The organism is Mesorhizobium sp. WSM3224, assembly GCF_000427725.1.
Lineage (GTDB): Bacteria > Pseudomonadota > Alphaproteobacteria > Rhizobiales > Rhizobiaceae > Mesorhizobium.
Genome location: NZ_ATYO01000041.1, coordinates 1 through 26,993 on the forward strand (window position 1 = coordinate 1; position 26,993 = coordinate 26,993).

At 60.7% G+C, this 26,993-nt stretch carries 27 protein-coding genes; 19 read left to right on the forward strand and 8 right to left on the reverse strand.

Going from position 1 to position 26,993, the window contains the following annotated elements:
- The 4 genes from YU3_RS38865 to YU3_RS0132110 all read left to right on the forward strand — a co-directional run.
- The coding region (locus YU3_RS38865) for a DUF5801 repeats-in-toxin domain-containing protein (protein ID WP_027170034.1) at positions 1 to 2,429 on the forward strand (2,429 nt) is incomplete at its 5' end.
- Positions 2,430 to 2,542: 113 nt separating this feature from the next.
- Entirely contained in the window at positions 2,543 to 2,911 is a 369-nt protein-coding gene (locus YU3_RS0132100) for a hypothetical protein (RefSeq protein WP_027170035.1), read from the forward strand.
- A gap of 313 nt (positions 2,912 to 3,224) precedes the next feature.
- The gene (locus YU3_RS0132105) at positions 3,225 to 3,941 is read left to right on the forward strand and encodes a transglycosylase SLT domain-containing protein (RefSeq protein WP_245273718.1); all 717 of its coding nucleotides are present in this window, start codon (positions 3,225 to 3,227) and stop codon (positions 3,939 to 3,941) included.
- Between the two features lie 75 nt (positions 3,942 to 4,016).
- Entirely contained in the window at positions 4,017 to 5,291 is a 1,275-nt protein-coding gene (locus YU3_RS0132110) for an ABC transporter substrate-binding protein (protein ID WP_027170037.1), read from the forward strand.
- A 363-nt stretch (positions 5,292 to 5,654) separates the two neighbouring features.
- On the opposite strand, the gene YU3_RS38870 is transcribed toward YU3_RS0132110, so the two are convergent.
- The 6 genes from YU3_RS38870 to YU3_RS0132140 all read right to left on the reverse strand — a co-directional run bounded on the left by YU3_RS38870 (position 5,655) and on the right by YU3_RS0132140 (position 11,082).
- Positions 5,655 to 6,545: a sterol desaturase family protein gene (locus YU3_RS38870; protein ID WP_051334178.1), complete on the reverse strand. Its 891-nt coding sequence runs from the start codon at positions 6,543 to 6,545 to the stop codon at positions 5,655 to 5,657.
- A gap of 69 nt (positions 6,546 to 6,614) precedes the next feature.
- The gene (locus YU3_RS0132120; protein WP_027170038.1) at positions 6,615 to 7,154 is read right to left on the reverse strand and encodes a prepilin peptidase; all 540 of its coding nucleotides are present in this window, start codon (positions 7,152 to 7,154) and stop codon (positions 6,615 to 6,617) included.
- Between the two features lie 8 nt (positions 7,155 to 7,162).
- Positions 7,163 to 7,708: a tetratricopeptide repeat protein gene (locus tag YU3_RS0132125; protein WP_027170039.1), complete on the reverse strand. Its 546-nt coding sequence runs from the start codon at positions 7,706 to 7,708 to the stop codon at positions 7,163 to 7,165.
- 52 nt (positions 7,709 to 7,760) lie between these two features.
- Entirely contained in the window at positions 7,761 to 8,717 is a 957-nt protein-coding gene (locus YU3_RS0132130; protein ID WP_051334179.1) for a type II secretion system F family protein, read from the reverse strand.
- Between the two features lie 8 nt (positions 8,718 to 8,725).
- Positions 8,726 to 9,697, reverse strand: a complete 972-nt coding sequence (locus YU3_RS0132135) for a type II secretion system F family protein (RefSeq protein WP_027170041.1) — start codon at positions 9,695 to 9,697, stop codon at positions 8,726 to 8,728.
- On the reverse strand, positions 9,697 to 11,082 hold the full coding sequence (locus YU3_RS0132140) for a CpaF family protein (RefSeq protein ID WP_027170042.1): 1,386 nt from the start codon (positions 11,080 to 11,082) through the stop codon (positions 9,697 to 9,699). Before YU3_RS0132140 ends, YU3_RS0132135 begins: the two co-directional genes overlap by 1 nt.
- A gap of 498 nt (positions 11,083 to 11,580) precedes the next feature.
- Here YU3_RS0132140 and YU3_RS0132145 point away from each other — a divergent pair, with 498 nt between their 5' ends.
- The 11 genes from YU3_RS0132145 (at position 11,581) to YU3_RS0132195 (ending at position 20,092) form a co-directional block, all read left to right on the forward strand.
- Positions 11,581 to 11,781, forward strand: coding sequence for a Flp family type IVb pilin (locus tag YU3_RS0132145; RefSeq protein ID WP_027170043.1), 201 nt, complete (start codon positions 11,581 to 11,583; stop codon positions 11,779 to 11,781).
- Between the two features lie 69 nt (positions 11,782 to 11,850).
- The gene (locus YU3_RS0132150) at positions 11,851 to 12,051 is read left to right on the forward strand and encodes a Flp family type IVb pilin (protein ID WP_036260033.1); all 201 of its coding nucleotides are present in this window, start codon (positions 11,851 to 11,853) and stop codon (positions 12,049 to 12,051) included.
- A 124-nt stretch (positions 12,052 to 12,175) separates the two neighbouring features.
- Positions 12,176 to 13,204, forward strand: coding sequence for a Flp pilus assembly protein CpaB (cpaB, locus tag YU3_RS0132155; protein WP_027170045.1), 1,029 nt, complete (start codon positions 12,176 to 12,178; stop codon positions 13,202 to 13,204).
- Between the two features lie 51 nt (positions 13,205 to 13,255).
- A complete protein-coding gene (locus tag YU3_RS0132160) occupies positions 13,256 to 14,701 on the forward strand; it encodes a type II and III secretion system protein family protein (RefSeq protein ID WP_027170046.1) in 1,446 nt (481 codons plus the stop codon).
- Entirely contained in the window at positions 14,688 to 14,990 is a 303-nt protein-coding gene (locus YU3_RS0132165) for a hypothetical protein (protein ID WP_027170047.1), read from the forward strand. Before YU3_RS0132160 ends, YU3_RS0132165 begins: the two co-directional genes overlap by 14 nt.
- Before the next feature lie 104 nt (positions 14,991 to 15,094).
- Positions 15,095 to 16,549 (forward strand): pilus assembly protein TadG-related protein, encoded by a 1,455-nt coding sequence (locus YU3_RS0132170; protein WP_245273720.1) that lies wholly within the window; start codon positions 15,095 to 15,097, stop codon positions 16,547 to 16,549.
- Between the two features lie 5 nt (positions 16,550 to 16,554).
- On the forward strand, positions 16,555 to 17,103 hold the full coding sequence (locus YU3_RS0132175) for a TadE/TadG family type IV pilus assembly protein (protein ID WP_245273721.1): 549 nt from the start codon (positions 16,555 to 16,557) through the stop codon (positions 17,101 to 17,103).
- Positions 17,103 to 17,753, forward strand: a complete 651-nt coding sequence (locus YU3_RS0132180; protein ID WP_245273722.1) for a TadE/TadG family type IV pilus assembly protein — start codon at positions 17,103 to 17,105, stop codon at positions 17,751 to 17,753. Before YU3_RS0132175 ends, YU3_RS0132180 begins: the two co-directional genes overlap by 1 nt.
- Entirely contained in the window at positions 17,750 to 18,913 is a 1,164-nt protein-coding gene (locus tag YU3_RS0132185; protein ID WP_027170051.1) for an AAA family ATPase, read from the forward strand. Before YU3_RS0132180 ends, YU3_RS0132185 begins: the two co-directional genes overlap by 4 nt.
- A 55-nt stretch (positions 18,914 to 18,968) precedes the next feature.
- Positions 18,969 to 19,532 carry a L,D-transpeptidase gene (locus YU3_RS0132190; protein WP_036260036.1) on the forward strand — a complete coding sequence of 188 codons (564 nt, stop codon included), beginning with the start codon at positions 18,969 to 18,971 and terminating at the stop codon, positions 19,530 to 19,532.
- The gene (locus tag YU3_RS0132195) at positions 19,529 to 20,092 is read left to right on the forward strand and encodes a hypothetical protein (protein WP_027170053.1); all 564 of its coding nucleotides are present in this window, start codon (positions 19,529 to 19,531) and stop codon (positions 20,090 to 20,092) included. Before YU3_RS0132190 ends, YU3_RS0132195 begins: the two co-directional genes overlap by 4 nt.
- Before the next feature lie 8 nt (positions 20,093 to 20,100).
- Here the strand turns inward: YU3_RS0132195 and YU3_RS0132200 are convergent, their stop codons facing one another.
- Positions 20,101 to 20,637, reverse strand: coding sequence for a hypothetical protein (locus YU3_RS0132200; protein ID WP_027170054.1), 537 nt, complete (start codon positions 20,635 to 20,637; stop codon positions 20,101 to 20,103).
- Between the two features lie 205 nt (positions 20,638 to 20,842).
- On the opposite strand from YU3_RS0132200, the gene YU3_RS0132205 reads away from it, so the two are divergent.
- Positions 20,843 to 21,553, forward strand: coding sequence for a hypothetical protein (locus tag YU3_RS0132205; RefSeq protein WP_051334180.1), 711 nt, complete (start codon positions 20,843 to 20,845; stop codon positions 21,551 to 21,553).
- 266 nt (positions 21,554 to 21,819) lie between these two features.
- Positions 21,820 to 22,557: a GGDEF domain-containing protein gene (locus YU3_RS0132210; protein WP_036260038.1), complete on the forward strand. Its 738-nt coding sequence runs from the start codon at positions 21,820 to 21,822 to the stop codon at positions 22,555 to 22,557.
- A 389-nt stretch (positions 22,558 to 22,946) separates the two neighbouring features.
- Here YU3_RS0132210 and YU3_RS0132220 read toward each other — a convergent pair whose 3' ends face one another.
- Positions 22,947 to 23,231, reverse strand: a complete 285-nt coding sequence (locus YU3_RS0132220; RefSeq protein ID WP_051334181.1) for a helix-turn-helix transcriptional regulator — start codon at positions 23,229 to 23,231, stop codon at positions 22,947 to 22,949.
- A gap of 1,966 nt (positions 23,232 to 25,197) precedes the next feature.
- Between YU3_RS0132220 and YU3_RS41915 the strand changes: the two genes are divergently transcribed.
- Positions 25,198 to 25,494: a hypothetical protein gene (locus YU3_RS41915; RefSeq protein ID WP_036260041.1), complete on the forward strand. Its 297-nt coding sequence runs from the start codon at positions 25,198 to 25,200 to the stop codon at positions 25,492 to 25,494.
- A gap of 190 nt (positions 25,495 to 25,684) precedes the next feature.
- Positions 25,685 to 26,923 (forward strand): pilus assembly protein TadG-related protein, encoded by a 1,239-nt coding sequence (locus YU3_RS0132235; protein ID WP_245273723.1) that lies wholly within the window; start codon positions 25,685 to 25,687, stop codon positions 26,921 to 26,923.
- Positions 26,924 to 26,993 lie beyond the last annotated feature (70 nt).

Genomic DNA, 26,993 nt, shown 5'->3' on the forward strand with positions numbered 1-26,993 from the left:
CGACCAGCTACGCGCTGAGCGTGACGGCCGGCCCCTCCAACCTGATCGACACGGCGACGGGCCAGACGGTGGTGCTGTCGATGAACGGCAACGTGGTCGAAGGCCATGCCGGCGCCGGCGGCCCGCTGGTGTTCACGGCCAGCGTGGACGCCAACGGCAAGGTGTCGTTCGATCTCGACCGGGCTGTGCATGAGGACAATGCCTCCAACACGCCCGACGACGCCACCAGCCTGACGGCCAACCTGATCCAGTTGACGGCGACGGTGACCGACGGCGACGGCGACAAGGCNTCGCAGTCGCTCAACATCGGCAACACGCTCAGCATCAAGGACGACGGCCCGGCGATCTCTCTGAGCGGGGCCACGGCCCAAACGCTTGAAGTCGATGAAAGCTACCTGGCGAACGGCTCGACGCCGAACGCGGTGCTAACGGCAGCTACGGCCGCCTTTGCAGGGATGTTCACCGTGGTGCAGGGCGCAGACGGCGCCACCACGAGCTACGGCGTGAGCGTCTCGTCACAAGGTGTGACCTCGAACCTGATCGATTCGGCGACCGGCCAGACTGTGGTGCTGACGCAGAGCGGCGGCACGGTTTCGGGTTACGTGACCGGCCACAGCGGCGATGCGGCCTACCTGGTATTCACACTCGCGGTGAACGCAGCAAGCGGCCAGGCGACGCTGACGGATTTCCGCGCCGTACACCAGAATACCGCCGACAATCCGACTGACACCTCCGAAGGCATCAGCCTCACCTCGGGTTTGGTGACGCTGACGGCAACCGTGACCGACGGCGACGGCGATACGGCCTCCAAGTCAATTGATCTCGGCTCCAAGGCCGTTTTCCATGATGATGGTCCCTCTCTGAGCTCCTTCACGTCGGGCGTCATCCCGAATGAGGTTGGATCGGTCGCCGGCTTCTTCTCGTTGATACCTGGTGCGGACGGCATTGAACACTTCAACATCACTGGCCCAGTTATCAGCGGGGTCTCCTACGCAACGACTGTCGCTCTTGATGGAACAACAACCCTTCACGGGCAAACTAGCGGCGGTATTGACGTTTTCTCGGTGACAGTCGCACCCAACGGAACCTATCATTTCGATCTTTTTGCGCCTCAGTTGGCGACAAGCAACCCTTATGACCTCACAGCGTTGCCCTCGGGCGGCCCGGCTTGGCGCCAGACAACGGATGGCAGGGTCGAGTTTTCCAGCCCGGATGGAATCAACTCGAGCGGTGCTGGATTCGGTGTCGCCAACCAGTGGACTGGTAGCGGTGAAGCCTTCACGATGGAGTTCCACAATCCTGGGCAACCTGGCGATCAGAGCCCGAACGTTAATCCGGAATTCAACGATGCCGTGACCATCAATGTGGCTCAGATCAACGGTAGCGGTGGGACCTACAATTGGACTGCCGTCGACACAGTCCACAATGTAACGGAGAGCGGTTCGGTCGTGATCACGGCGGCGGGTGCAGTACTCATCGACCCAACGATCAGTTTTAATCAACTTACTTTCGAGGGCGGCAACGACGTTAGCGGCCAAGGCATTCGTATCACGTCGATGACTGTCTCCAAAACTATTCTCCCGTCCGATCAAAGTTATGACTTTCACGTCACTGCGACAGATAGAGACGGGGACACCACGGGCGCCTCAACTCTTCATATCGATCAGGTGGCGGCCGGGTCGGGCGGTTCATATGCCCTGAATGGGACAGCAGGCAACGATGTGATCGCCGGAAGCACACATACTGACACGATCTCGGGCGGCGCTGGAACTGACATTGCCGACTACACCGGAAGCCTCGCTGCGATTTCGATCAACCTGCACGATGACGGGCATGCAAATGCGGCGGCATTTTCGACAAATCCCGCAGATGGGACGATCGGTGGCGGCGATGCCGCTGGAGACACCCTTACGGGCATTGAGGGCCTGATCGGCGGCTCCGGCGACGACTATCTGTTCGGCAACTCCGGCGCAAATTACCTAGCGGGCGGACTGGGTAACGACACGCTCAGGGGCGAAGGTGGCGCCGACACGCTTATCGGCGGCGGCGGCAACGACATGCTGATCGGTGGCGGCGGGGCAAACACGATGACCGGCGGCGCGGGTGACGATACATTTGTGATCGATCCATCCAAGCTCACGCTCCACGTGGCCGATGTCATCGCAGATTATACACAGGGCCATGACGTTATCGACCTGTCCGATCTGCTCCAGTCCCTCGGCGGCAACGCGCCGACTACGGATCCGCAGGCAGACGCCACGGTCAGTGTTACCTTCTCAAACAACGCGGCCCACGTGATGGTCGACGACAACGGAACCGCTGCCGGCGGCAGTATGGTCGAAGTGGCAACATTGACGGGAGTAGGCGTCAATTCCGCGATTACCATTCTTTACGATCACACCCACACTCATACGGAAACCGTGCCGTGACGGTATGATCGTTCCAATGGCGCAAACTTGGTGGCTCGGTGGCGTAGCGCAAAGCTACGCTTCCATGCTACACATTAGCGAACCATGAATTCGCAATTCGAAGAGGGGCTTACATGATGCATTCCGCAAGACTTCTGGCTTCGGCCGCGGCGCTGCTGCTGGCTGGGTCGACGGGCTTTGCCGCCGATATCATCGGCGAGCCGGCGGTGAATTATTGCCGCACCGTCGGCACGTCGGACCTGGTGCTGACCGACAACATGGTCGAGCTCAAGGACCATGTGGTGAAGCTGATGGACGAATCCGTCGCCGTCGCCAACAGCCCGGAATGGATCAACTCGTCGCGCCCCGCCTTCGTCTGGGCTTCGGAAGCCAAAGTCGCCTGCGGCATGGCCTATGGCTACCTCAAGACGAACTACAAGGACGAGGACACGCTCAACAAATGCGAGTGCTTCCACGACCGCATGGTCGAGTACATGAACTGAGCTGACGGGCGAGCCGCACCGGCTGGCTGCGATGGTGGCCGACGGAACGCTGCTTCAGGCGATCGCGCTGGAGCGTTTCACCGGTTCACGCAAACGGCGAACCGCTCTATTTTCTTGTTTTGACGCAATTCTTGACGGAAGGCCAAGGCGAAGTCGCCGGGCCCAACCGTGCGACACTTTTCCTGGAATTGCGCTGGATCGTTTCGCCGTTTCACGGAAACTGCGAAACGCACCATCTCCCGGTTTTCACGCAATTCTTGACGGAAGATCGCGGCGAAGGCGCCGGGCGTTTCACGCTTTTCCTGGAATTGCTTTGGCGGTCGCCTTGCTCGGCCTGGGCGAGACGCCTGTCCATGCCAATTGGCTGGAGCGGCCGCAATCGCAACAGGCGCTGCCCGTGCGCTGCGATGCGGCGCCGCAACGGACACGCGAGACGTTCAAGGCATTCGCAACCTGCCAGGCATCGCTCTACGGCCTCGAGCCGGTGCTGGCGCATGCGGTGATGGAGATCGAAAGCGGCTTCGATCCCGGCGTGCGCGGCGCCGCCGGCGAAGTCGGCCTGATGCAGGTCATGCCGGCGACGGCCCGCATGCTCGGCTTTCGCGGTTCGCTCGACGAGCTTGGCGAGCCGGCCACCAACATCGCGCTTGGCGTCAAATACCTGGCGCAGGCAAACAGGATCGCCGCGGGCGATCTTTGCACAACCGTGATGAAATACCGCGCCGGGCACGGCGAAACCCGCTTCTCGATACGCTCGGTCGATTACTGCCAGCGCGCACGCGCGATCCTGGCAAGGGAAGGCCTCGACGTGACCGGGCCGCTGCCGGTGGCGACGATCGGATTCTCCGACGTCTCGACCGTCGGCTTTTCGGTCGGCGCTTCGGACGATGCGGTCCCCGGCCAGGGCAAGCGGGTCTGCGTGCGCCGCCTCTTCGTGCCCGGGCCACGATACATGAGGTGCGCGGAGTATCGAAGCCCGGCGCAGGCAAGGGTCATACAGGGGTTGAGAGCGCGGCTCTTCGATGGATAGAGACGGCGGCGGGCGTTAAGATGAATGGAAGACAGACCGGGCAAACTACCTGGCGGCAAATGGGATGGAAGCAGCATGAACCTTGACCGGCACGTCCGTGGTCCGCGTAGGTGGGCGATCGCCTTCGGGCTCGTCGCGGCGCTGTCGGGCTGCCAGTCCAAGAGCGGCGCGTCGGACGTGCTCGATCCATCGGCGATCACGGCACCGGCCGGCCAGGCAGGCAGCGCGGCAGCCCAGCAGGCAAGCAGCCCTACCCCGGCCGGCCCTACCCCGGCCAGCCCTACCTCGGCCGGCCCGACTTCGGCCGCCGCCGCGAACGCCAACCTGACGCTCGGCACGGGCGCGACCAAGGTTTCCATGCTGCTGCCGCTTTCGGCTCCCGGAAGCACGGGCGAGAACGGAAGGAAAATGTATGATGGCGCGCGCCTCGCGATGGCCGATCTCGGCGACAAGCTTCTGACGCTGACGATCCAGGACACGCGCGGCGACAGCTCCTTAGCCAAGGACCTCGCGGTGAAGGCGATCACGTCGGGCGCGGCGAAGGTCGTCATCGGGCCGTCCGAGCTTGCGGCCACGCAGCACCTTGCCAAGCTCTCCGGCTCGAAGCGGCCGCCGGTGCTGGCGCTGGCCGACAATTTCGCCGGCGGCCCAGGCGTCTATTCCGTGCGGCTCAGCGAGGCCGACAGCGCCGCGGCGGGCGCGGCGGCAATCGCCAGCAAGGGCGCCAAGAAATTCGTGCTGCTGGTGCCGGCGGGCGCGGACTCGAGCCCTATCGAATCGCGGGTCGCCAACGCGCTCAGCATCTATGGCGCCACGCTTGCGGTGACGCTGCCCTATTCGGCGAGCGACGGCGGCGCGAAGGTCGTGTCCGACATGGGCTCGCTGGTCGACGCGCCCGACGCCGTGGTCGTCGCCAGCGGCGACAACAGCCCGACCGCGGTGCTGGCGGCGCTGAAGGCGAAAGGCATTCCGGGCAAGGCGGTGACGCTGATCGGCACCGACCGCTGGCTCGAGCGGCCCATGGATCCGCTCTACGAAGGCGCCTATATCGCGACGCTCGACCAGGGCGAGACCGGGCCGATTGCCGACCGCTTCAAGGCCACCTACAACTACCAGCCGGACGTCAACGTGGCCTATGCCTACGACATGGTGGCGCTGAGCGCGGGCATCGCGAGCTCAGTCGGCCCCGACGGCTTCAACAAGCAGGTGCTGGAAAACGCCAGCGGCTTCCGCGGCTCGACCGGCCTGTTCCGCTTCCGCGCCGACGGCTCGAGCCAAAGGTCGATGCCGTTCTTCAAGGTGGAAAAGGGCCAGCTGAAGCTGGTGGAGAAGTCGACGGCTGGGTTTTAGAATTACTTGGGCTCTGGGGGTCTCATTGGATTTTCTTAGGAAGCTGCTCGTTTTAGTTGCTCTCTGCGCGACAGCGGCAGGGGCTGTTGCCCTCATCGAACGCTTGGTATTTGTCTCGCCAAAGCCATCCGTGTCCGGGGAACCGCCAGAGAACAAGCCCGCGCCCCAGCGAAGGCGGCATCTAGCTTAGCTGGCTGCGGCTCGACCGGCCTGTTCTGCGTCCGCGCCGACGGCTCGAGCCAAAGGGTCGATGCCGTTCTCCAGGATCGAAAAGGGCCAGCTGAAGCTGGTGGAGAAGTCGACGTCGGGATTTTGGGGGGCAATTCCAGGAAAGCTTTACGGCACACAACTGCGGATTGAGGGCTATTCGGCCGGAACATCCCTTCGATCATCAACTACCTGTAGCCGGGACGTTGGAAGCAGGCGAATCGCGGGCCCGGACCATTCAATCAGAGGCCAAAGCGTCAATTTCAAAACATCGTTGCGCGGCACGCCTGTAGCGCCCAAGGGGACGTCGCAAGGCCCAGGCACTCTATAGGTGCCGAACAGCCAATCGAAGAATGGAAAAATGTTGGCAAGGTTCTTGCCGTAAGCCGCAGGCACATCGGCATGGTGCCAGCGATGGAAACGCGGCGACGCGATAAACAACCGCAACGGGCCGTGCCCCCAATCGACATCGACATGGACATAGATATTGTGGAACAGGACGATTAGGGCGCCATAACCGATCGCGTCACGCGGCAATCCGATCCAGCTCAGCAAAAGGGTATAAGAGATCCACATCACCAGATTCTCCAGCGCGTGAACACGGAATGTGGTCAAACCGTTGACGACCGGGTCGGAATGGTGAATCGCGTGCACGGGCCACAGCCACTTCATATGCATGAGGCGATGGTTCCAGTAATTAGCGAAGTCAGTCGCCAGGATGCCAAGGAAGCTCAGAAGCCATATGGGAAGGCCGCTCCAAACTTTGCCTGGAATGCTCGTAATGCCAAGCAGGTCGTAGCCTTGTTTCACCTGATCCGAGAGCAGCCAAACACCGGGGACCAAGAAGACATTGATGTGGAAGATCGCCAAAGTCGCCGCCACGCTTTCGATAGCCCGTCGCGACAAGGACCGACGCCAACCTTTGCGAATAACGTCGCATCCCAAGAGGATGAGCAAAAAAGCGGCAACGAAGTAAAAAACGGGATCGCTTGCCAGCCTGCACCACGCCTCAAAGCGAGCGATGATATAGTCGCCGACGCTTTTCACTCTTGTCCCCCCAACTCCCCACGTTCAGCTCAAATCGCGGCAACGAAAAGCTGGACCCGCGCCCAACGGTCAGTTTAGCTGCTCCAGAATTCCCGAGCTGGTTGCCACCACGATGGCGTGATACATTTGCAGTATCATGGCGCAGATGGCAGCTGCCGAGATCGGCACGCCGAACGGCACGACGCCCTTCTCGTCCATGTGCTGCACATAATGACGAAACATCCCTGCCGGCAGTAAGAAAGGATTCTTGATCACCGCCGCTGTGGCAATCGCGAAAACCAGCAGCAACACGGTAAACACGGTAAGATTGCTCCCCCCAACCAGAAACGGGATAACGCTCATCAGCTTGACATCGCCGGCGCCAATTTTGCGCAACAGCCAGAATGGAAAGAGCGCAAGGAACAGGGCACCACCGCCGAACGCGCTCAGGCCCATCTCCATCCATGAATGATCTTGCAATGATTGGAATTGCAGAGCTCCAAGGCCGAGGCAGAGCAGCAGCAGCACGTCGCGGTTGGATATTCTCTGTGTGGTGAAATCTGCCCAGATGATCCTTGCCAACAGCAGGATTGCCAAAGATTCGAACACAAGCGTAGCGGTCAGCAGCATGCAGTGTCCTACCGCTCTACGTTCCGCACGCTGGATGACAGCAGCTTCAGATTGTTGGCAACCGTCGGATCGTTGGGCGCCAGTTCATAAGCCTTGAGGAAGTTGCTGCGCGCATCCTGCAGTTTGCCGCGCAGCAAATAGGAATAGCCGACATTGTTGTAATACTCTGGCGTCGCGCCAAGCAGCCGGTAGGCCCGGCCGTAGGCCATGTCGGCCAGATCGAAGCGCCTGATGCGGTCGCAGGAGGCGGCAAGACCCAGCCAGGCAACGCCATCGTTGGGCGCCAGTCGCGTGGCCTTGTAGAACAGCGCACCGGCGTTGCCGTAATTTTCGGAACGGAACTGCGTCTTGGCCTCGGTGACCGCCTGGTCAGAGGCATAGTAGTCGACATCGCTGACTGTCTTCAGCCCATCGAAGGTATCGCCAAAGGCGGTGTAGTCGCCTTTGGCTGGCTCATTGGTGCGCACGACACCGTTGGTGTCGTTCGTCTGGCAACCGGCGAGGAAGATAAGCAGCAGGCTGGTCGCAACTACGAGGCGCTTTGGCCGTGTCATTTTGTGTCCCACGAGTCCCCGACTCTGTTTTAGAAGATAATCATATGGCGGATCAGAAGAAAACGCCTTTCATGCGGATGATCACCGGCAGCAGGATCACCATCATCACGACAGGGAAAATGCAGAGCCCCAGAGGGATCATCATTTTGACTGGCAATGCGTTGGCGCGCTCTTCCGCGGTCAAAATTCTTTGGCTGCGCATCTCGGCGCTATAGACGCGCAAAGCGTCGGTGAGACTGGTGCCGAGTTCTTCCGATTGCCGGAACAGAACCGCCAATGCCTTGGCTTCATCAAGTCCGATACGGTCCGCCAGTTCGCGCAAGGCTTCGCGAAGCGGCTTCCCCGCGCGCAATTGCAGATTCATGATTGTCAGTTGAATGCCCAGCCATTTGTGGGTGCCGGCCATCTCCTGGCTCACACGCTCGACTGCCGCTTCGAGGCTCATGCCGGCATCGGCGCAGGTGATCATCATGTCCATGAAGTCCGGGAAGGCGCGGCGATAGACCTGCTTTTGCGCCTTCTCGAAGCGATCAAGCATGATGCCAGGAATAACGATACAGGCCAGTCCGAAGAGCGCCGACCCGGCGAGGGCAATGAAGCCTGGCAGCTGTGGCGGCAATATCCTCGACAGGACGGCATACATAACCAGAAAGCCTATGGCGACGGCGCCCAACCGGCAAAGCGTGTAGATGAGAAGCGTGCTGGGGTGATAAAAACCCGCTCGAAAGAGTTTCGCCTCAAGGGCGTCGGGCTCGTTGCGCTCCTTTTCCATCGATTTGAAGTAGGCTTCCACAGGCCGCTGCGCAGCGGTCTTGGTGAGAAGATCCTGCGCCAGGATCGAGCGGCGATCCATGGGCCTATCGCCGACAAGGCTGTCCGTCACCAGCCTACGCGTCTGCATCGCGGGCAGGAATACCAGAGCGGCGAACAGGAACATGGCAGCCGCCGCCGCGAAGACGGCGATGGAGACGAGAAAGGTCAAATTGTTCAGGTTGGAAAACAGGTTCATGGTCGCTCCTAGAAGTCGAAAGTGACCATTCGGTACATGATATAATCGCCGAGCAGAGCCCAAGCCCCGAACGACAGGAACACAGGCGGGATTAACGGACTGCCCCAGACCTGGCCATAGTAGGAAGGCGCGACGAGTATCAGGATCAGAAACATGACAGCAGGAAACAGCGAGATGAGCCATGCCGACGCGCGGCCCTCGGCCGAGAGCGCCCTGATCTTCAGTCTGAGCTTCTGCCTTTCGCGCAGCACGGATGAGAGGTTTGCAAGAATCTCCGTGAGGTTGCCGCCCGTCTTGGCTTGGATAGCGAGCGACACGGACAGCAGGTGCAGGCCTTCGAAGCCGACACGCTCTGACAGTTTCCGCACTGCCTGCTCCATGCTTAGTCCGAAAGTGATCTCGTCAGCGACGATGCCGAATTCCGTGCCGAGTGGGTCAGGTATCTCACGAGCGACAAGACCTATTGCGACGGAAGCAGGATGACCTGCTCGAAGCGAACGAACGATCATGTCCAGGGCGTCGGGCAATTGCTTGGCGAATTTCTGAATCCGTTTGTTACGTGCCCGGCGCAAAACAAGAACCGGCAAGGCAAGGGCCACCAGGAGAAAGATGATGAAAGCTACTGGCGCTGCAACGCGCAGGAGAAACCAGATCAGCAACGCCAGCGCAAGGCCGGCCAGAAGAAACGACATGACGAAGGTCGCCGGGTTTCCGGTAACACCGGACTGGGTGTACAGCCGATTTAACCAAACAAAGCCGGAGATGAAGTCTCCCGAGTCGGTCAGTCCACGTTCGCGCAACAGGCTCTGCAATGTTTGCTCCGCCGGCGCGTCATCGGCGATACGGCGGAGTCGATGATTAACCGCGACCCGACGCGAGCGCTGGCGGGTAAGAGATAGATAAAAGGCTTCGCCGGCAAGGATGACGGAGGCGGCCGCAACCACATAGATGAAATAGAGAAGTGCTTGGCCCGTCAGCATTACAGTGCCACCTGCGGATTGAAAGCATCCTTGGCGAAATGCAAGCCGAGCGTCGCGGCTTCGGGGGCGAAGCGCGGGCGCACGCCGGTAGCACGATATTCGCCGATGATGGCGCCGTCGGCGGCAACATCGCGCCTGACATAGTGATAGATTTCCTGGAGCTGCACGACATTGCCTTCCATGCCGGTGATTTCCGAGATGGAGACGACGCGCCTTCCGCCATCGGCAAGGCGCTGTGTCTGCACGATGATGTCGATGGCCGATGCGATCTGCGCGCGGATCGATTCGTGCGTCATCGGCAAACCGGCCATGCCGACCATCTGCTCCATACGCGATATGGCGTCGCGCGGCGTGTTGGCGTGGATGGTGGTCATCGAGCCTTCATGGCCGGTGTTCATGGCCTGCAGCATGTCGAAGGCTTCCTCGCCGCGCACTTCGCCGACGATGATGCGATCGGGCCGCATACGCAGCGCATTCTTGACCAGCTCGCGCTGGCGGATCTCGCCCTTGCCCTCGACATTGGGCGGGCGCGTCTCCAGCCGGCCGACATGTGGCTGCTGCAGCTGCAGTTCCGCGGCGTCCTCGATGGTGACCAGGCGTTCCTTGGACGGAATACAGCTCGACAACGCGTTGAGCAACGTCGTCTTGCCGCTGCCGGTGCCACCCGAGACCAGGATCGACTTGCGCGCCTGCACGGCAATCCGCAGCATGTCGATCATCGGCTGGCGGATCGAATTGAACGCCATCAGGCGTTCCAGCGAATAGGGATTCTTCGAGAATTTTCGAATCGAGACCAGCGGGCCATCGACCGAAACCGGCCGCACGGCAATGTTGACGCGCGAGCCATCCGCAAGGCGCGCATCCGCCATCGGCGAGGATTCATCGACCCGGCGACCGATAGCCGAGACGATCTTGTTGATGATGCGCAGCAGATGCGCTTCGTCACGAAAGCGAATCGCGGTTTGCTCGATCATGCCGCGACGCTCTATGAAGACGCGCTCGTGCGTGTTGATCATAATATCGGTGATCGTATCGTCCTTGAGCAGCGGCTCGATCGGACCGAGACCCAGCATCTCGTCGGCCGTGTCGCTGGTCAGCTGATCGAGCTCGCGTGCATTCAGGGGCACATTCCGGCTCCGCACGAACTCTCGCACGATCGGCCGGATCTCGTTCAGGATCTCGTCCTTCGACGCGGTTTCCAGAGCCGCCAAGTTGAAGCGATCGATAAGATGGCGATGCAATTCGACCTTCAAGGTCAGGAAGTCGAGACCTTGCGGTTCGGCATCCGCCACAATGGCCGCGGCCGTCCCGTTCGCCGCCGCAGCCACGGGCGCCACCTGCTGCGCCCGTTGCTCACCTTGCCCTTTGATGAAGCGACCCAACATGCCGCCCGCCCCCTTTGATTTCCCCAAGTGCGGAAACTAAGCGTTAACCACGAGGGGCACAAGCGGCTGCCAAGCCAAACGGGGTATATTACTTTTGACATAGTTAAAAAATGAACATAAATCCGTATGAATATTTTCCCTCTTCTCCGCAATAGCAGACTAAAGTCCTAGGACTTTTGCCGCAGGACCCGCCATTAGTCCCGCTAAATCGTTAGATATAATGAATTATGTGATATTTCTAATATGGCCCTAACGAGGCATGACCTAGGCATAATTGTGAATGAATGGTTAAGATGGCTTGAAAAATGAAGCGAATCAAGCGCTTGTGCAAATTGAAACGGTCGCAGATCGAGTATTGAAAGGTTAAGCTTTCGTTAATCCGTTTGACACTGCTTTTTCGCGCACCCTAGGATTGAACGTGACGGGGGATGCTTGGGTATGGGGTTCATTCCTTGCTTCTGTCTCGTCGGGTTCAAACCTCCAAAGGGAGAAATTGGCATGAAAAAGCTCATGACGATGACCCGGCAGTTCCGCGACGATGAAAACGGCGCTGCTATGGTCGAATATTCGATTCTGATCGGCATCATCACGGCGGCAGTGATCGCGATCATCATTGGCGTTGGTATTTACGTCAAAGATCAGTGGACCACACTGTGCACCAATCTCAAGACCGCGGATGCCAAGGTGACCGGCTGCTGATCCAGAAACTGACTAGGCCCGGAGACCAGCTTCGAGCCTAGTCGAATTGACTCCCAAGGGAGAATTGGCATGAAAAAGCTCATGACGACGGCCCTGCAGTTCCGCGACGATGAAAACGGCGCTGCCATGGTCGAATATTCAATTCTGATCGGCATCATCACGGCAGCAGTGATCGCTATCATCATTGGCGTTGGTATTTATGTCAAAGATCAGTGGACCACGCTGTGTACCAATCTCAAGACCACGGATGCGAACGTGACCGGCTGCTGATCCAGAAATGGACCAGGCCCGGAGACGACCTTCGGGCCTGGTCGAGTTGATATAGCAAAGCAATCTCGGGTTGGGCGCCGTCTGTCTGCGCTAGGTGGGTTTGCTTAAATGGGGCTTGGGGTAAATGCGCGCTAATACACTGATTATGATCGTACTCGCCGGCATATTCGGCGTGCTGGCGGTTGTGCTCATCAATATCTGGCTTGCTGGCCAGCGCAATGCTCTCGCGCAGTCCAATGGCGTGCAGGCGAGCACGGTCGTGGTTGCGGCAGTACCTTTGAAATTCGGCGACGCGCTGAGCGTCGACAAGTTGCGAGAAATTGCATGGCCGGCGGGAGACGTGCCGGCAGGCGCATTCAAGACTGTCAAAGAGGCAATGGCTGGCGATGGGGCGCGGCAGGCGCTGCAGTCGATCAGCGCCAATGAACCTATTCTTGCATCCAGGATCACCGGTCCGGGCCAGCGGGCCACACTGTCGGCGGTGCTCGGCGAAGGCATGAAGGCAGTTTCCATCCGTGTCAACGACGTGCTCGGGGTTGCGGGATTTGTCTTTCCGGGCGATCGAGTTGACGTCTTGTTGACCCGGAACGTTCGTGGCGACGACGGCGCTGATAGAAGTTTCGTCGACGTGCTGCTGCAGAGTGTTAAGGTGCTTGCCGTCGACCAGGTTGCCGATGAAAGCAAGGACGCGCCGCAAGTCGTGAAAGCGGTCACGGTCGAAGTCAGCACCAAGGATGCACAGAAGCTGACGCTTGCCGCTGGCGCCGGTCAGTTGTCACTGGCTCTTCGCCAGGCCGCAGGCAGCAAAGGCGAGACCAATGAGAGAGTGACGCTCGCCGACCTGACCGGCGACATGCCGGAGGATGTCGCCAAGCGCCAGGCCGAACTCGACAAGCAAGCCGCCGAGGAAGCCGCGCGCAAGCAAGCCGAAGACAAGCTTAATGGGCTGGCCCAAGCTGTCGACCGGGTAGGTGACCGGATAGATCAATTGAGCAAGGTGAAGCCTATCCCCGCAGTGGCGCCCGCACCACAAGTGCAGGAAGTTGTAAAGGAAGTGGTAAAATATGTGCAGCCGGAGCCACCAGCTCGCGCTACAATAGGTGTCTTTCGCGGCGTGAAGCTCGAAACATACGACGTACCGCGACAAGACTGACGAGGGTCGGCGCGGCGGAGCTGCCGTGGGCAGCAAACGGGGAGACGGGGAATGAAGGGGTTTTGTGTAAGGATGGCGGCGGCCGCGCTATCCGTTGTTGGTGTATCGGCGATATTGGACCATGCGGCCAGAGCGGCTGACCGCTTCATCGACGTGTCGAGCCCATCGCTGCACCGCGTGTTCGTGCCCGTGTCGCAATCTGTCACGATCCAGGTCAGTTCGACGCTGGGCGATATCGTCGTTGGCGACGAGAAGATCGCCGACGCGCAGCCGATGACCGACAAGACGCTCTATATCATCGGCAAGAGCGTCGGCACCACCACCGTCAATCTGTTTTCCGAGGACAAGCGTTCGCTCGGCGCCATCCAGATCGAGGTCGGCCAGGATGTCAGCGACATGGCGGTGGCCATTCGCCAGGTGGCGCCAAAGGCGCGCATCGAGATCGGCTCGATCAACGGCAAGGTTCGCCTGAGCGGCCACGTCAAGGACGCCGCGACGCTGGCATCCATTGTAGAAGTCACTCAGCAATACGGACCTGACTCCATCATCAATGCCGTGACCATCGACGACAGCGAGCAGGTCAATCTGTCGGTACGCATCCTGGAGGCCAAGCGCAACGCAGGCCGCGATCTTGGTGTCTCGTTCAAAAGCACGAATAGCAGGGGCACTACCCGGGTCGGGACAGGCATTGCCACGGTAGATAAAGACGGGGCCGAGTTGGGTGCGGGTGATCTGGTCTCTGGCCTCCTCTCCAATACCAATCCGTTCGCGGCGCTCATCACCCGCATCATCGACAGCAACATCAAGGTCGACCTGATCATCGAGGCGCTGGAGGCCAAAGGCGTCGTGCGCACGCTGGCCGAACCGAACCTCACCACGGTTTCCGGCGAGACAGCCAGCTTCAATGCCGGCGGCGAGGTGCCTGTGCGCAGCGTCAATTCGCAAGGCGAAGTCGAGATCGTCTTCAAACAGTTCGGCGTCAATTTGAACTTCACGCCGATTGTGCTGGACGACGGCAAGATCCACATCAAGCTGGCGCCGGAGGTAAGCGACCTGACCGGCTTCACCAGCGCGGGCGACCCGATCTTCACCAACCGCAAGCTGGCGACGGTGGTCGACCTGCGCGATGGCCAGAGCTTCGCGGTCGGCGGCCTGCTCTCCAGCAAGAACACAATACAGCAAAACCAGGTACCATGGCTCGGCCAAGTGCCGATCATCGGGGCACTGTTCCACAATTCGAGCACGGCGAAGGAAGAGACCGAACTGGTCGTCATCGTCACGCCGCATCTCGTGCGGCCGGTGAGGCCCGGCGAGCAACTGGCGACGCCTTTCGACAAGACGAGGCCGGCCAACGATCCGGAACTCATGCTGCTCGGCCAGCTCGAAGTCAACAAGGACATGATCCGGATGTATGAGCATGGCGAAGGCGTCATCGGCCCTTATGGCCACATGCTGGATGTCAAATCGAAGGACAAGCTGGTCTATGTCAAAAAGTAAGCTCCTGCTCATCCTTCTCGGTACCAGCCTGCTCGCGGGCTGCGCGGCCGACTATCTGAACAATTACGACACGATGACGCTGGCCGCCGGCGACTCGCAGAGGACTAATCAGCTGCTGCAGACCGTCGATCCATATAACCCGGCTTCGAACAACACGAAGATCGAAGGCGACGGCGCGCGGTCCGTCGGTGTCGTTCAGAAATACAAGCTTCCGCCAGGTGGGTCGGCGCCGGCAACGGGCATGGCGGTGAGTGTCGGGCCGTCGATTGGAACGAGCACGGCCAATTAAGCAAAAGATGCGGGGTCGCGCCAGGCGACGAGGGCCGGCGCAGGACGAAAGAAAGTAAGGTCATGTTGGGGACCATACAAAGATTCTGGCGCGATCAGCGCGGCATGGCGCTCGTCCTCGTCAGCATCATGTTGCCGGCAATCATCGGCCTTTCGCTACTGGTCATCGACATGAGCCGAGCCAACAATCTGCACAACGATTTGCAGAAAGGTGCAGACGCCCTTGCGTTGGCAGGCGCAGCCGAGTTGGACGGCACCGCCGGTGCTTGGGCGCGCGCCGAACGCGCCATGGCGACGCTGGTCAGCAATAGGGGTCAGTTCTCGACGACGGGCACGAATGGCGTTTTCACGCTTAGCGCCGGGCAACCCGGAGGCACCCTGCGATGCAACAGCGCGGGAAACATCTCTTGGTGTTTCCTGAAGAACCTACCCAACGACAACGTCGCGATAACGGCGGCCAATTACGCCAACACCGACCCGGCAGCCGGCGAGTTAGAAACTCGCTTCGTTCAGGTGAAGGTCACGCCAACCGGGTTCGCGGCGCTCTTCCCGGCTTCGTTCCTAACCGGAAACTCCGCCAGCAATAGTTTCAACGTCGGCGCTACAGCTGTCGCGGGCTTCACGTCGAGCGTTTGCGACTATACGCCGGTGTTCATGTGCAATCCCTACGAGGACACCAGCATCACCGGCGGCGTCACACTGGAGCAGGCGGCACAAACCAGGCAATATCGTCGCCGGCAAATCGTCCTACGTGGGGACGGGTCCTACGCGCCGGGCAATTTCGCTTTCCTGTCTTCGCCGTTTGGCAACGGCGCCAACGAGCTCGAAAAGATGCTGGCGGACTCCAAACCGCAGAACTGCTATTCGCGCGATGGCGTCCAAACGGAGCCGGGGCAAAACTCCGGTCCTGTGCAGAACGGGATCAACTCGCGGTTCGGCATCAATTCCTCCAATTATTCGGATGGACCCGCGGTCAACGTGCGCAAGGGCGCAACAAACTGGGACCAGTACGTCGCGGACAACAAGGTCGACTACCAAACCGATCCAACAAAGGGAGTAGGCCTCGAGCGCGATTCTTGCCAGATCGCCGGCAACTGCACGATGATGGGCGGCCGCATGGGCGCCGGCGACTGGAATTTCGCCCGCTATTGGGCCGCCAACCATCCTACGCGTGCCGTTCCATCAGCCCTGTCGGGCACCGGCGCCGACCTCCCGACGCGCTACGAGGTCTATCGGTACGAGATCGATAACAACATCTACCAGGACGCCGCCGTTGACGGTGAAAAAGGCACCCCGCCGGCAGCGGCAGGCACTCCGATCACCACCACCGACCGCCGCTTGCTCTACGGCGCAATCCTGGACTGCAATGCGCTCCAGGCTAGCGGCGTGAGTTTCAAGGGCCGAGCGACAGTTCCCGTAAGGCGGTTCGGCAGTTTCTTCATCACCCAACCGATCAACGACGGCAAGAACATCTATGTCGAACTGGTTGACATCACAGGCCAAGGGGGACGCGGCACACTCGACAATTATCTGCGCGACGAAGCGCAACTCTATAGGTGATGGCGATGTTTCGAGCCATCGGACGTCACCTAGCGAAATTCCGCCGAGACCAGCGTGGCGCGGTGCTTGTCGAGATGACACTTGTCGCACCACTGATGGTGTTCCTATCGGCCGGCGTATTCGAGTTCGGCAACCTGATCCACGACAAGCTGTTGATGGAAGCAGGGCTGACCGACGCGGCCCGCTTCGGTGCTCGTTGCAACAGCCAGATGTACACCGATGTCGGCTGGTCGGCGATCGACTGTGCCGACATTGCGACGAACATCGCAGTTTACGGAACGGCCTCGCTGACGGTCGTAAGTGGTAAGGTGACGAACACGCCACGCGTCAGCGGATGGCAGAAAGCGGATGTGACAGTGACCATCGGCGCCAGCGGCTCATGCTATCCGGCTGTCGTTGCCGGCGTTACCCAGTACCGATCGGTGACTCCGCAGGTGTGCATCGTCAATGCAGCAGGGACCTACCCCTATAGCGGTGTCGGCATGCTGGCGATTCTCAACATCGGCCCGATCACCCTGAGCGGCTTCCATCAGGAGCGGTTGATCCGGTTCTGATGATGGCAAGGCGCTTCGCAGCATCAGAGCACGGCTCGGCCATGGTCGAGATGACCATCGTTGCGCCTCTGCTCTTCGCGCTGACGCTCGGCTTCGTCGATTTCGGTTACGCCCTCTATCAATGGAACGGCGCAACCAAAGGTGTCCAGATCGGCGCAAGGCTCGCCTCGATTTCCGATCCCGTGGTGCCGGCAACCGTGCTTGCCGCCGCAGCTCCAACCTCGGTGCCAGGCGCGCCGGTAGCGGCCGGCGCTTATGCCCCGTTCGTCTGCAAATATACGGGCAGCACCGGCGCCTGTAATGGCAACTCCGCCAACTTCGATGCCAATGCCTTCAGCCGCATCTTCAGAGGCGACACGGCCGTCACCAACGACGATGCCTGTCCCGCCCTCTCCGGAACGCAGAGGCCCGGCATGTGCCATTTCCTTCCGGGCCTGAAGCGAAGCGAGGTCGTCATAACCTATTCGGCGACAGGGCTCGGTTTCCAGACCAGGCTCGGCGGCCCCGTGCCCACCATCACAGTCGAATTGCAAACCCGGACTTTCCAATTTTTCTTCCTGAGCGGACTGATGGGATTTCAACAAATCAACATGCCCTCCATGCTGAGCACGGTCACGGGCGAAGACCTGAAAACGAGCGCGCCAACATGAACGCCATCGACACCAGAGTCCTCCCGACAAAGCGAAAGCAGGTGGCGCTGTTTTCGTCGGATGCGAACTTCAAGCACGACGTCACCACGCGCCTCGACGCGCTGGCGATCTATGATGTCAGGATCTCGGAAGCGGTGGAGTTCCTGAAGGGGCCGCCGGTCGACAGCCGGCCGGGCATCATCATCCTCGACGTCGCCAATGGCGAATTGCTCGGCAATCCGGCCATCGTCGAGGCGCGCGCGGCCTGGGCCTCGGTGCCGCTGATCGCGATTTCCGACGAGCTCACCTCCGAGCAGACGCGCGTCCTGGTGCGCATGAACGCATCCGACTGGCTGCACAAGCCGCTCGACGCCAAGGAATTGCTCAACGCCGTCACCTTCCACGACACCGGCAGCCAGGGCACCAAGAGCCGCATCATCACCTTCATCGCCGCCAGCGGCGGCGCCGGAGCCACCACTTTAGCGATCTCGGCGGCGGAGCACCTGGCCTCGAAGTCGTCCGAGCGGGCGGCCTCGACCTGCCTCGTCGACCTCGACTTCCAGAGCGCCAATTGCGGCGCCTATCTCAACCAGTTCAACCAGTTCGACCTGACCGGCATCATCGGCCAGCCGGACCGGCTCGATGTCGAACTGATGGACGTCATCAAGCTGTCGCGGCCGTCCGGTCTCACGCTCTATTCCTTCGAGCGGCCGCAACTGCCGTTCGAGCCGCACGGTTCCGACTTCGTCTTCCGGCTGCTCGATCTCGTCGCCTACCGCTTCGACGACATCGTCATCGACCTGCCCAATATCGAGACGCCGTGGCACGATTCGGTGCTGCGCACGAGCGACGAGATCTTCATCGTCTTCGAGCTCAACGTCGCCTCGCTCAGGCAAGGCAAGCGGCTCTACAAGAAGATCCGCGAATTGCGCGGCAACAAGGTCAACATCACGCTGGTCGCCAACAAGCACAAGCGCAAATGGTTCGGCAACCACTTCTCGCGCAGCGAGCTGGAGAAGATCTTCAAGGCGCCGCACATCAAGTCGCTGGCTCTGGACAACGCGCTTCTGGCCGACGCGCTGAACCGCGCCATCCTGCCTTCCGAGGTGGACGGACGCGCACGCTTCAACAAGGACTTGAAACGCATGTTCAAGGAGCGGCTGGACAATGCCCAGCGCTAGAGCAATTGCAGGAAAAGTGCGAAGCGGTTTTCCGTCCGCAATTGCGGCAAAGCAAATGCTTCGCATAGCCAGGCGTCTTGCCGCCGCCGGCCTGATCGGCATCGCGCTGGCGTCGGCCTGCGACGTGGCGATGGCAGGGTCGAGCCTGCCGCCGCTGCCGGCCATGGGCCCCAGCCTGCGCAAGGCGGTCGCCTTCCAGACCGGCGAGCAGCCCGGCACGATCATCATCCGCAAGCAAGAGAAGGCGCTCTATCTGGTGACGAGCCAGGGCCAGGCGCTGCGCTATCAGATCAGCGTCGGCCGCGACGGCTTCGGCTGGACCGGAACGGTCAAGATCGCGTCGAAGACCGAATGGCCGGAATGGCGCCCGCCCAAGGAAATGCGCGCGCGCCAGCCGGAACTGCCGGCCATGGTACCGGCCGGCCCGTACAATCCGCTCGGCGCCAGGGCGCTTTACCTCGCGCGCGACGGGCGCGATACGCTCTATCGCATCCATGGCACCAACGATCCCAAGGGCGTCGGTTTCGACGGCACGTCCGGATGCTTCCGGCTGACGAACACCGATGTGATCGATCTCTTCAGGCGCGTCGCAGTGGGCGCAAAGGTGGTGGTTGAATGACGATGATCAGCGAGCCGGACGTTCCGGCAATCGAGCTTGGCGAACGGGAAAAAGCTCCGGGCAGACCGAGCCGGGCAAGAACCATCGGTGTCGTCGCGGCAGGTGCCGTGCTCGTCACCGTCGTCAATGTGACGGCCGCGATCTATCTCTATCGCGGCGTCAACGACCTCAAGACGGTGGAGGCGCGGCTGGAACAGCTCGGCCAGTTCGAGCAGCGGATCGGCGCCCGCATCGACACCGTCAACAACGGTTTCCAGAGCCGGTTCGAGACGCTGGACCGGGAGCTGCAGGCGAATTTCGGCCGGATCAGCGGCAATCTCGCCAAACTGGAGCAGGGCCAGCCGGTTGCCGCCAGCGAGCCGGCGCCCAGCGCGCCCGAGCCGGCCACGTTCGACAACACCACGGTGGCGGATGCGTCCTCGGCCGAGGAAAGCGGCGCCGATTATCCCGGCTACGCGCCGCACTTGTTCAAGCGGAAGGTCGCGCCTCCAGGCCCCAATCCGGCCTATCAGCGCATCCAGCAGCCCGACGGCAAGGTCTATTACAAGAAGATCAACTGAGCCGGTTACTAAAGATCGCGCTGCAGCGCCAGGATACGGACCGCGCGGGCTTCGGCGCGCGCCCTGGCCTCGCGCAGGAACGTGACGTGGCAGTAAGCGCAGGCCGCCAGACCGAGGCATAGCACCAGGCTGTTCTTCAAACTGAAGTCGAGCATAAGCGAGAAGTGCAAGCCATTCGGTATGGTGAAAGCGGCAATGGTGCTTGCCGTTTCGGCATGGCTGCTCAACGCGATCATCTTGCCGGCAAAGATCAGCGCGGCATGGTTGGCGAGAAAGAAGCCGGCGGATCTCCTTGCCTGGCAAATCATCCAGCAGGCGCCAGCGGCGAAAGCAAGGATAGCCGCGTCGACGGCCATCGACCCGCCGAGATAGACATGCGCCTGCTGCCAGAACATGGTCGAGAACGGGCGCAGCTCGAGCCAGGCGTGCCACGCGGCGGGGCTCGCCGGATAGAAGCCGAGAAGCATCGCGGCCGCTCGCTCCGCCGCCAGCAAAAGCAGCATCAGGGCCGGGAAAGCAAAGAGCAGTGTCGGCTTGCGTGTCATGTCATCCCCTCGACATCCGATGGCCGATCCTAGGACGCATTGGTTGCGCGACACTTAACGCAACGCCTTGCTTTTCAAGGAATGTCGCTCGTGTCTAATGTATGGTCCGGTTCGAGGGTCGGGGTGGCGCGGTGTCGACAGGAGCTAGCAGGTTGGGCTCGAGCAGCATCACCGACGGCCGGCGCGATCTCGCGAGGCGCCGCGCGTGAGCCAGGCGAAGCCGCCCGGCCTGCCCCTGCTGGCGCCGGTGCTCGGCGGTCTCGGCCTGCTCGCCGGCATGTTGCTGATCGCCGAAGGCGGGCACCGGCTATCGACCGACCCGCCTTCGATCGCACCGGTCCAGGGCGCAGGTGAACCGCAACCGGCCTCCCAAGTCCGGGTGCGTGATACACGTCCAGGCCAGCCGGCGCGCAAGATCGCCCAAGACCTCATTGCGCCGCCGCCGCTCGACCCGTCCGCAATCGAGCGCGTCGAGCCGCGCCCTCCGCTCAGCGAACTGGGGCTTGCGCCGCGGCCGAAGACGCCGATGCCGCGGGATTGGCGCGAGACGCTGCTCTTTCGCCCGGTCGCGACCACCTCGGCGGTCCTCGAGGCCATGGGGCGCAAGGTCGCCATCAGCGGGACGGTCGACATAGATCCCGACAGGACCTGCACGTTCGACAACACCGCCTGGCCTTGCGGCCAGCGGGCGCGGGCCGCCTTCAACGCCTGGCTGCGCGGCCGGGCGCTGAAATGCCTTCTGCCGCCGGATGCCGACCGCTTCGCCATCGCCGCGCCCTGTGCGCTCGGCAGGCAGGATGTCGGTGCCTGGCTGGTTTCCAACGGCTGGGCGATGGCCGCTCCCACCGGCATCTACGCCAAGGCGGAGGCGGTGGCGAGAGACGCCAGGATGGGCATTTTCGGCCCGCCGCAATAGCGCTGTTGCGGGAAAGCCGGTGGCCGGTTCCGTTCCGTAATTGCGTGAAAGCAGAATGGTCAGAGCGATTCAGCGCTTCTAAAAAGCGTGGACTGCTCCACGGCTGGGCAGGTGATCATATGCGCGGCCACCTGCGTGGGCCGGATCCGTCGCTTCCCATGGAGAACATGCCCACTTGCATCAAATTGTACGCTTCCCTGAAACCGAAATCGTAACGGACCTCCTGTAAGCCTATGCGTCGAATAGGAGATTGGCCCGTGCCCCCAATGAAGTCGACCGCGCCGGTTCAAACATGGAAGCAGGTTATCTGGCTGGCCGTGCTTGGCACCGCCGCCTGCATCTGTCTTTCGCTCGGGCTGAACTACCTGCTGATGTTCAGCGACAGCCTGACACCGTTCGTCCGTGGGGCCATCACGGCTGTCATCGTGCCGATGGCAATCGGCCTGCCGCTGTTTGTCCTGCTCGGCTGGCAACAGATCGAGATCCGCCGCTACCGGCAGGAACTCACCAAATCCGGCACCTATGACCAGCTGACAGGCTGCCTGAACGGCAAGGTGTTCACGTCGATGGTCGACAGGAGGGCCGCGAGACCGGCCGGTCCGCGCTCCGGCGCCTTTCTGGTCATCCATCCGGAACATCTGGCATCGATCAACCTGCGCTTCGGTCTCGAATGGGGCGACGAGGCCTTGCGGCTGATCGCATCGGCCATCCGGTCCTCGGTGCGCAAGGACGATCTGATCGGCCGGATCGGAACCTCGATGTTCGGCGTCTTCCTTCCGGGGGCGAGCGAGCAGGACGCCAGGGACGTTGGCGAGCGCGTTCGCGGCGCGGTCGGCGATATCTATTTCGCGCCGAAGGGCGACAAGGATGTGCTCGCAATCAGCGTCGGCGGCGTCGTTTTCGAGCATGAGCTTGATTTCGAGGACATGTACCGCTTCGCAGAGGAAGGCATGGCCGAGGCCCCGGACGAAGCCGGCCTGCGGCTGTCGCATGTCAACAACTGAGCCCGGTGCAAGCAGTCAGCCGGGCATCCTCTCGTCAAAAACTGCCACCCTGCGAGCACATGCCAATCATCCAGAGATGTTTCACGCCCAGGCAAATCCTCGAGCCCATGGCGTGAACACTTGTGTCCGATCCAGGCTGCACATGGACAATGCGGGTCTGCTCCTCAATGCGGTTGATTGAGCCGGCAGACGAAACGATCTGGCCCATCCTGAGCGCCCGTATCGCGAAAGAACGCCTAACCGATGAAGGGCGCCGTGCTGCATTCATGGATAATCGCAGAGCCGTTGAGCAGATTCTAGCCGGCCACGGTTCTCACGACATTTTGTCGTTGGAATAGAGAATCCACACCGCCAGATCGACTCTGTCGTCGGCCTACGCCGCTCTGGCCTCACCGGAGCGCGCTGGGTATTTTGATCTGGCGCACGCCTGGGCCGCCACCGTTTTCCAGAATGAATTCGATACCTGCGGCTACCAAAGCGTTGATGATCTTCATCACTGTTTCTGGGCGACCGCCAAGGGGCCCATCTTCGGCTTCCAGACGTGCAATCGTCGGTTCTGAAACTGCCGATCGTTCTGCCAGGTCCTCTTGCGACCAGCCCAGAAGCGCTCTTGCGGCCTTAATTTGTCTGGTGGTGATGGACGTGGGGCCATTTGATAGATTTTCTATTGACATTCACAAAGTCACTTTGATATTTTTTCCATCAATTTCGCTGGAGCGGTGAGACCCTATCGAGCGATATCCAGTGCGGCTGACTAAAGTGCGCGAACACCAAGGTCAGCCTGACCACGCCTAGCTTAACGGAGCTCGGATCATGGCTGATTCCGACAATAGCATGACTTCGCCCCACGTCACTCGCAGCAGGTTACTCACAGGAACGCCAAACGCAATGGCGGCAGGTCAGCCAAGAACATTTCTCGGTACTCATTCGGGAGCTGATCCTGCGGTTACGGTGTGGCGCGAATGGCAGGCTGCTCACGAAGGAACTGAGCGGCTGTGCCACCAGCAGCAGCGGCTTGAGCGCATGCTCGTTGAAACCATCGGGCTCCCTTGTGCGACGATTCTGCTGCGTAACGGCAAGAGCGTGAGGGTACATTCACTTGAGGCGGTTCCACGAAATGCTCGATCTCGGCCCAGAAGACGCGGCAACTCGTACGAAGGCTGAAGCGGAGCTCGCAGCGCATCAGATCCGCTGGGATTCCGCCGACCTGGAAGTTGGTTATACCGCCACGCTGAGTGCTGAGAGCGAGGCTGCGGCGCGTGCGGAAGCACTGCTCTGTCTATTGTCGGAAACCCCTGCTAACTCCTTAGCTGGATCGCGGCCAAGTTAGATGCCGTGTTGAGGGAAGGACAGACTTCGATGGAAGATTCTGAGCTTCCCTGGCCGCAGATTCGTTCGGCCTTAGAGGATATCGGCTGGCTTGGCTATGACTAGCGCCGATCCGAAGGGCTGCAAAGCCGTGTGGCTCGGCCTGCAATGTTGATGCTCCGGGGCGGCAGATGGAATTTCGAAAGGACTCGCTGGAATCGAGACAAGCCCGCCTCGTCAAGGCTTAGCCGGAGCCGCCCATCCAAAGTCGCCCTCAACCCGTTGACCAGCATGTCGGCAGCCAAATAGCCGCGGTTCGCGTCCAATCGGACATTTCCCAGGCCCAGCTTGCCCGATCAATAGGCACCAGCTTCCAACAGCTTTAGAAATACGAGAGCGCGAGGAACCGTGCCTCGATGCTCTTCATGATCGGCAACTTGCTCGGCGTTCCTGTAAGTCGTTTCTTCGAAGGCTTACCAAGCGACAACGGTATGAGCAGCAAGTCGGTTGGACACAATTGACTGCGACCTTCCCTTGGGGGATTCTCACTATGGACCTTCAGGAGAGCAAGATGAAAATCAAGCTAGCAGCAGCGTCTTTTCTTGTATTGTGCATGGGCTCTGCTTTGGCAGCAGACCTAATTCCGCATAGCTCCGAACCACCTGTAGCAAGCCATCGCAAATTGACTGGTCCAATGACGAAAGGCCTGGCCGGGTCGAAATATCTTTTCACCAAGCGGTCGAATGCAACGCATTTAGTGTGTCCGCCGGGACAGGCGGTATATTGCGACACTTTTTCTGTCTGTGACATGAACGGGTGTAAAACACTTACAGAATGCGGCTGCTATCCAGTGTGACAACTGCGCCGCCTCGGCCTCGAAGCTTGTCACCTTGGCCCGAAAGTCGGTTTCCAGTTGCGGTTGCGCTGCGCCTGGATACCCTCGTAATCAGGAACTAGAGTGAAGAACACCGGGCGCCGATCCCGTCCAGCGGCCTTGCAATCCGAGCAACCGAACAGCCCGACCAAGTCCAATGCATGGAACCGTGATCCGGGCCGAGCCGATCTATCAATGCCTGGATGTCGAGCTTTGTCATTTTGCAGCATGCCGGGTGCCCGCAATTGACGTACATCCTTTCGCGGGCGGCCAGGGTGTCGGCGATGTCTTCTGAGGCATGGCGAACTCCGTTGAAGGGGTCGCCGCAACAACGGAGAGGATTATATTCCTCATCTTGGAGTGGCCGGCAAGGACCATTCTGGCAGCGCCCCCGCATGGCGATAAGCCGCGCACGAATATTAGATTCCGCTTGCTGGCGCGATCGAGAGAGGAAGGCCATGGTAAAGGAAGCCGACTATCAGGATGACGACATAGTGGTCATCTCGCGCAGCCCGCTGAAAGGCAAGTTACTGCTGATCACGGAAGATGACCAAGAGATCGAGCTTCATCTTGAGCGGGACAGCGCCGAGGCACTGATGAGCGCGCTGGGGTGCCTTCCTGATGGAAGGCGTGATCGGTTCTCAATGGCGTCCCGCCAGAGCGCGTTTCTATGGGGCGGCTGTCCTACGCCGTCCTTGCCTCTGTCGCTCTCTGGCGGGTTTCCTTTGCCAGCGCCATGCATTGCAGAGCCATAGCGCGAGACAGCCCGCGCTGCTTCTCGAGCCACGGCTCGAAATGCCCATGCGGTAGCGTCGCCTCCATGTGGATGAGCCAGCACCCTACCCTGACCTTGACCCGCTGAACGACGATATGGCGTCGGTCCGATGGCCTGGCTTAGCAATTCCTTCATATATGCGTGCTTTCTAATTCAACATGAGAGTACCCATGTTCAGCCGCATCTCGCGCACGATGGCAGGCGTGGGGCGGTCCACAAGCGGAAACGTTGCCGTTATCTTTGCGCTGACGTTACCGATCGTCGTCGGCGGGGCCGGCCTCGGCGTGGAGACGTCCTATTGGTATTACTCGAGCCTCAAGCTGCAGGGGACGGCGGATGCGGCCGCCTATGCAGGCGCGCTTGAGAAGCTCCAGGGATCCAACACCACAGCGATCACGGCGGCAGTCACCCAGTCGGCGACGGAGAATGGGCTGGGTACCGGCACCATCGTAGTCCACACGCCGCCCACTTCGGGGCCGAACACGGCCAAGAAGGCGGTCGAGGTGATCCTCAACCAGAACCTGGACCGGATATTCACAGCCATTTTCACGCAGAGCAAGGTGCCGGAACAAGCGAGGGCGGTGGCGCTCATCACCGATGCCTCCAAGGCCAGCGTGCTGGCGCTCAATTCGTCGGCCTCGCAGGCGGCGCTCTTTTCAGGCAGCACAAGCGTCAAGCTCATCGGCTGNTCNGTCATGTCGAATTCGAACGCCTCCGATGCCCTCAAGGTGCAGGGATCGGCCGGGCTTCAGTCCGACTGCCTTATCTCCGCGGGCGGTATCATACTGAACAACCCGGTAACCACGGTCTGCAAGTCTAACATCACCCATGCCTTGCCTGCGTCCGATCCGTTCGCCAGCCTGCCGGCGCCCTCCGCCACTAACCCGTGCAAGAGCATTAACGGCAACAAGACGACGCAAACAATCCAGGCCGGGACCTATTGCAGTGGCATGGACCTCAAGGGCAATGTCGCGCTTTCTTCCGGTGTCTATGTCGTGCAGGGCAGTTTCAAGATCAACGCCAACGCGGCCATCACCTGCGCCGCACCCTGCACCGGCGTGACCATCTTCATGTCCGGCAGCAACACCGTCAGTATGAACGGCAACGCCAGCGTGAACCTGAGCGCGCCGACCTCTGGCACCTATTCCGGCGTGCTGTTCTACGGCGACAGGACCGGCACCAGCGCGTCGAGCACCTTCAACGGCACCGCGAACTCGCTTTTGACCGGCGCTATCTATTTGCCCCGGCAGCGGGTCAATTACCTCGGCAACTTTTCCGGCAAGAACGGCTGCACACAGGTTGTTGCCGATACCATCCAGTGGTCCGGCAATTCCACCNTCAACCAGGACTGCTCGAGCCTTGGGATGAAGGACATCCCGTCCGCCCAGTCGGTCGCGCTCGTCGAGTAAGTCAAGTAAAAGCATGGCTCGAGCGGGCAAGAAGCTGGAGGCCGGCACAGGCCTGTCGGTCTATTGCCTC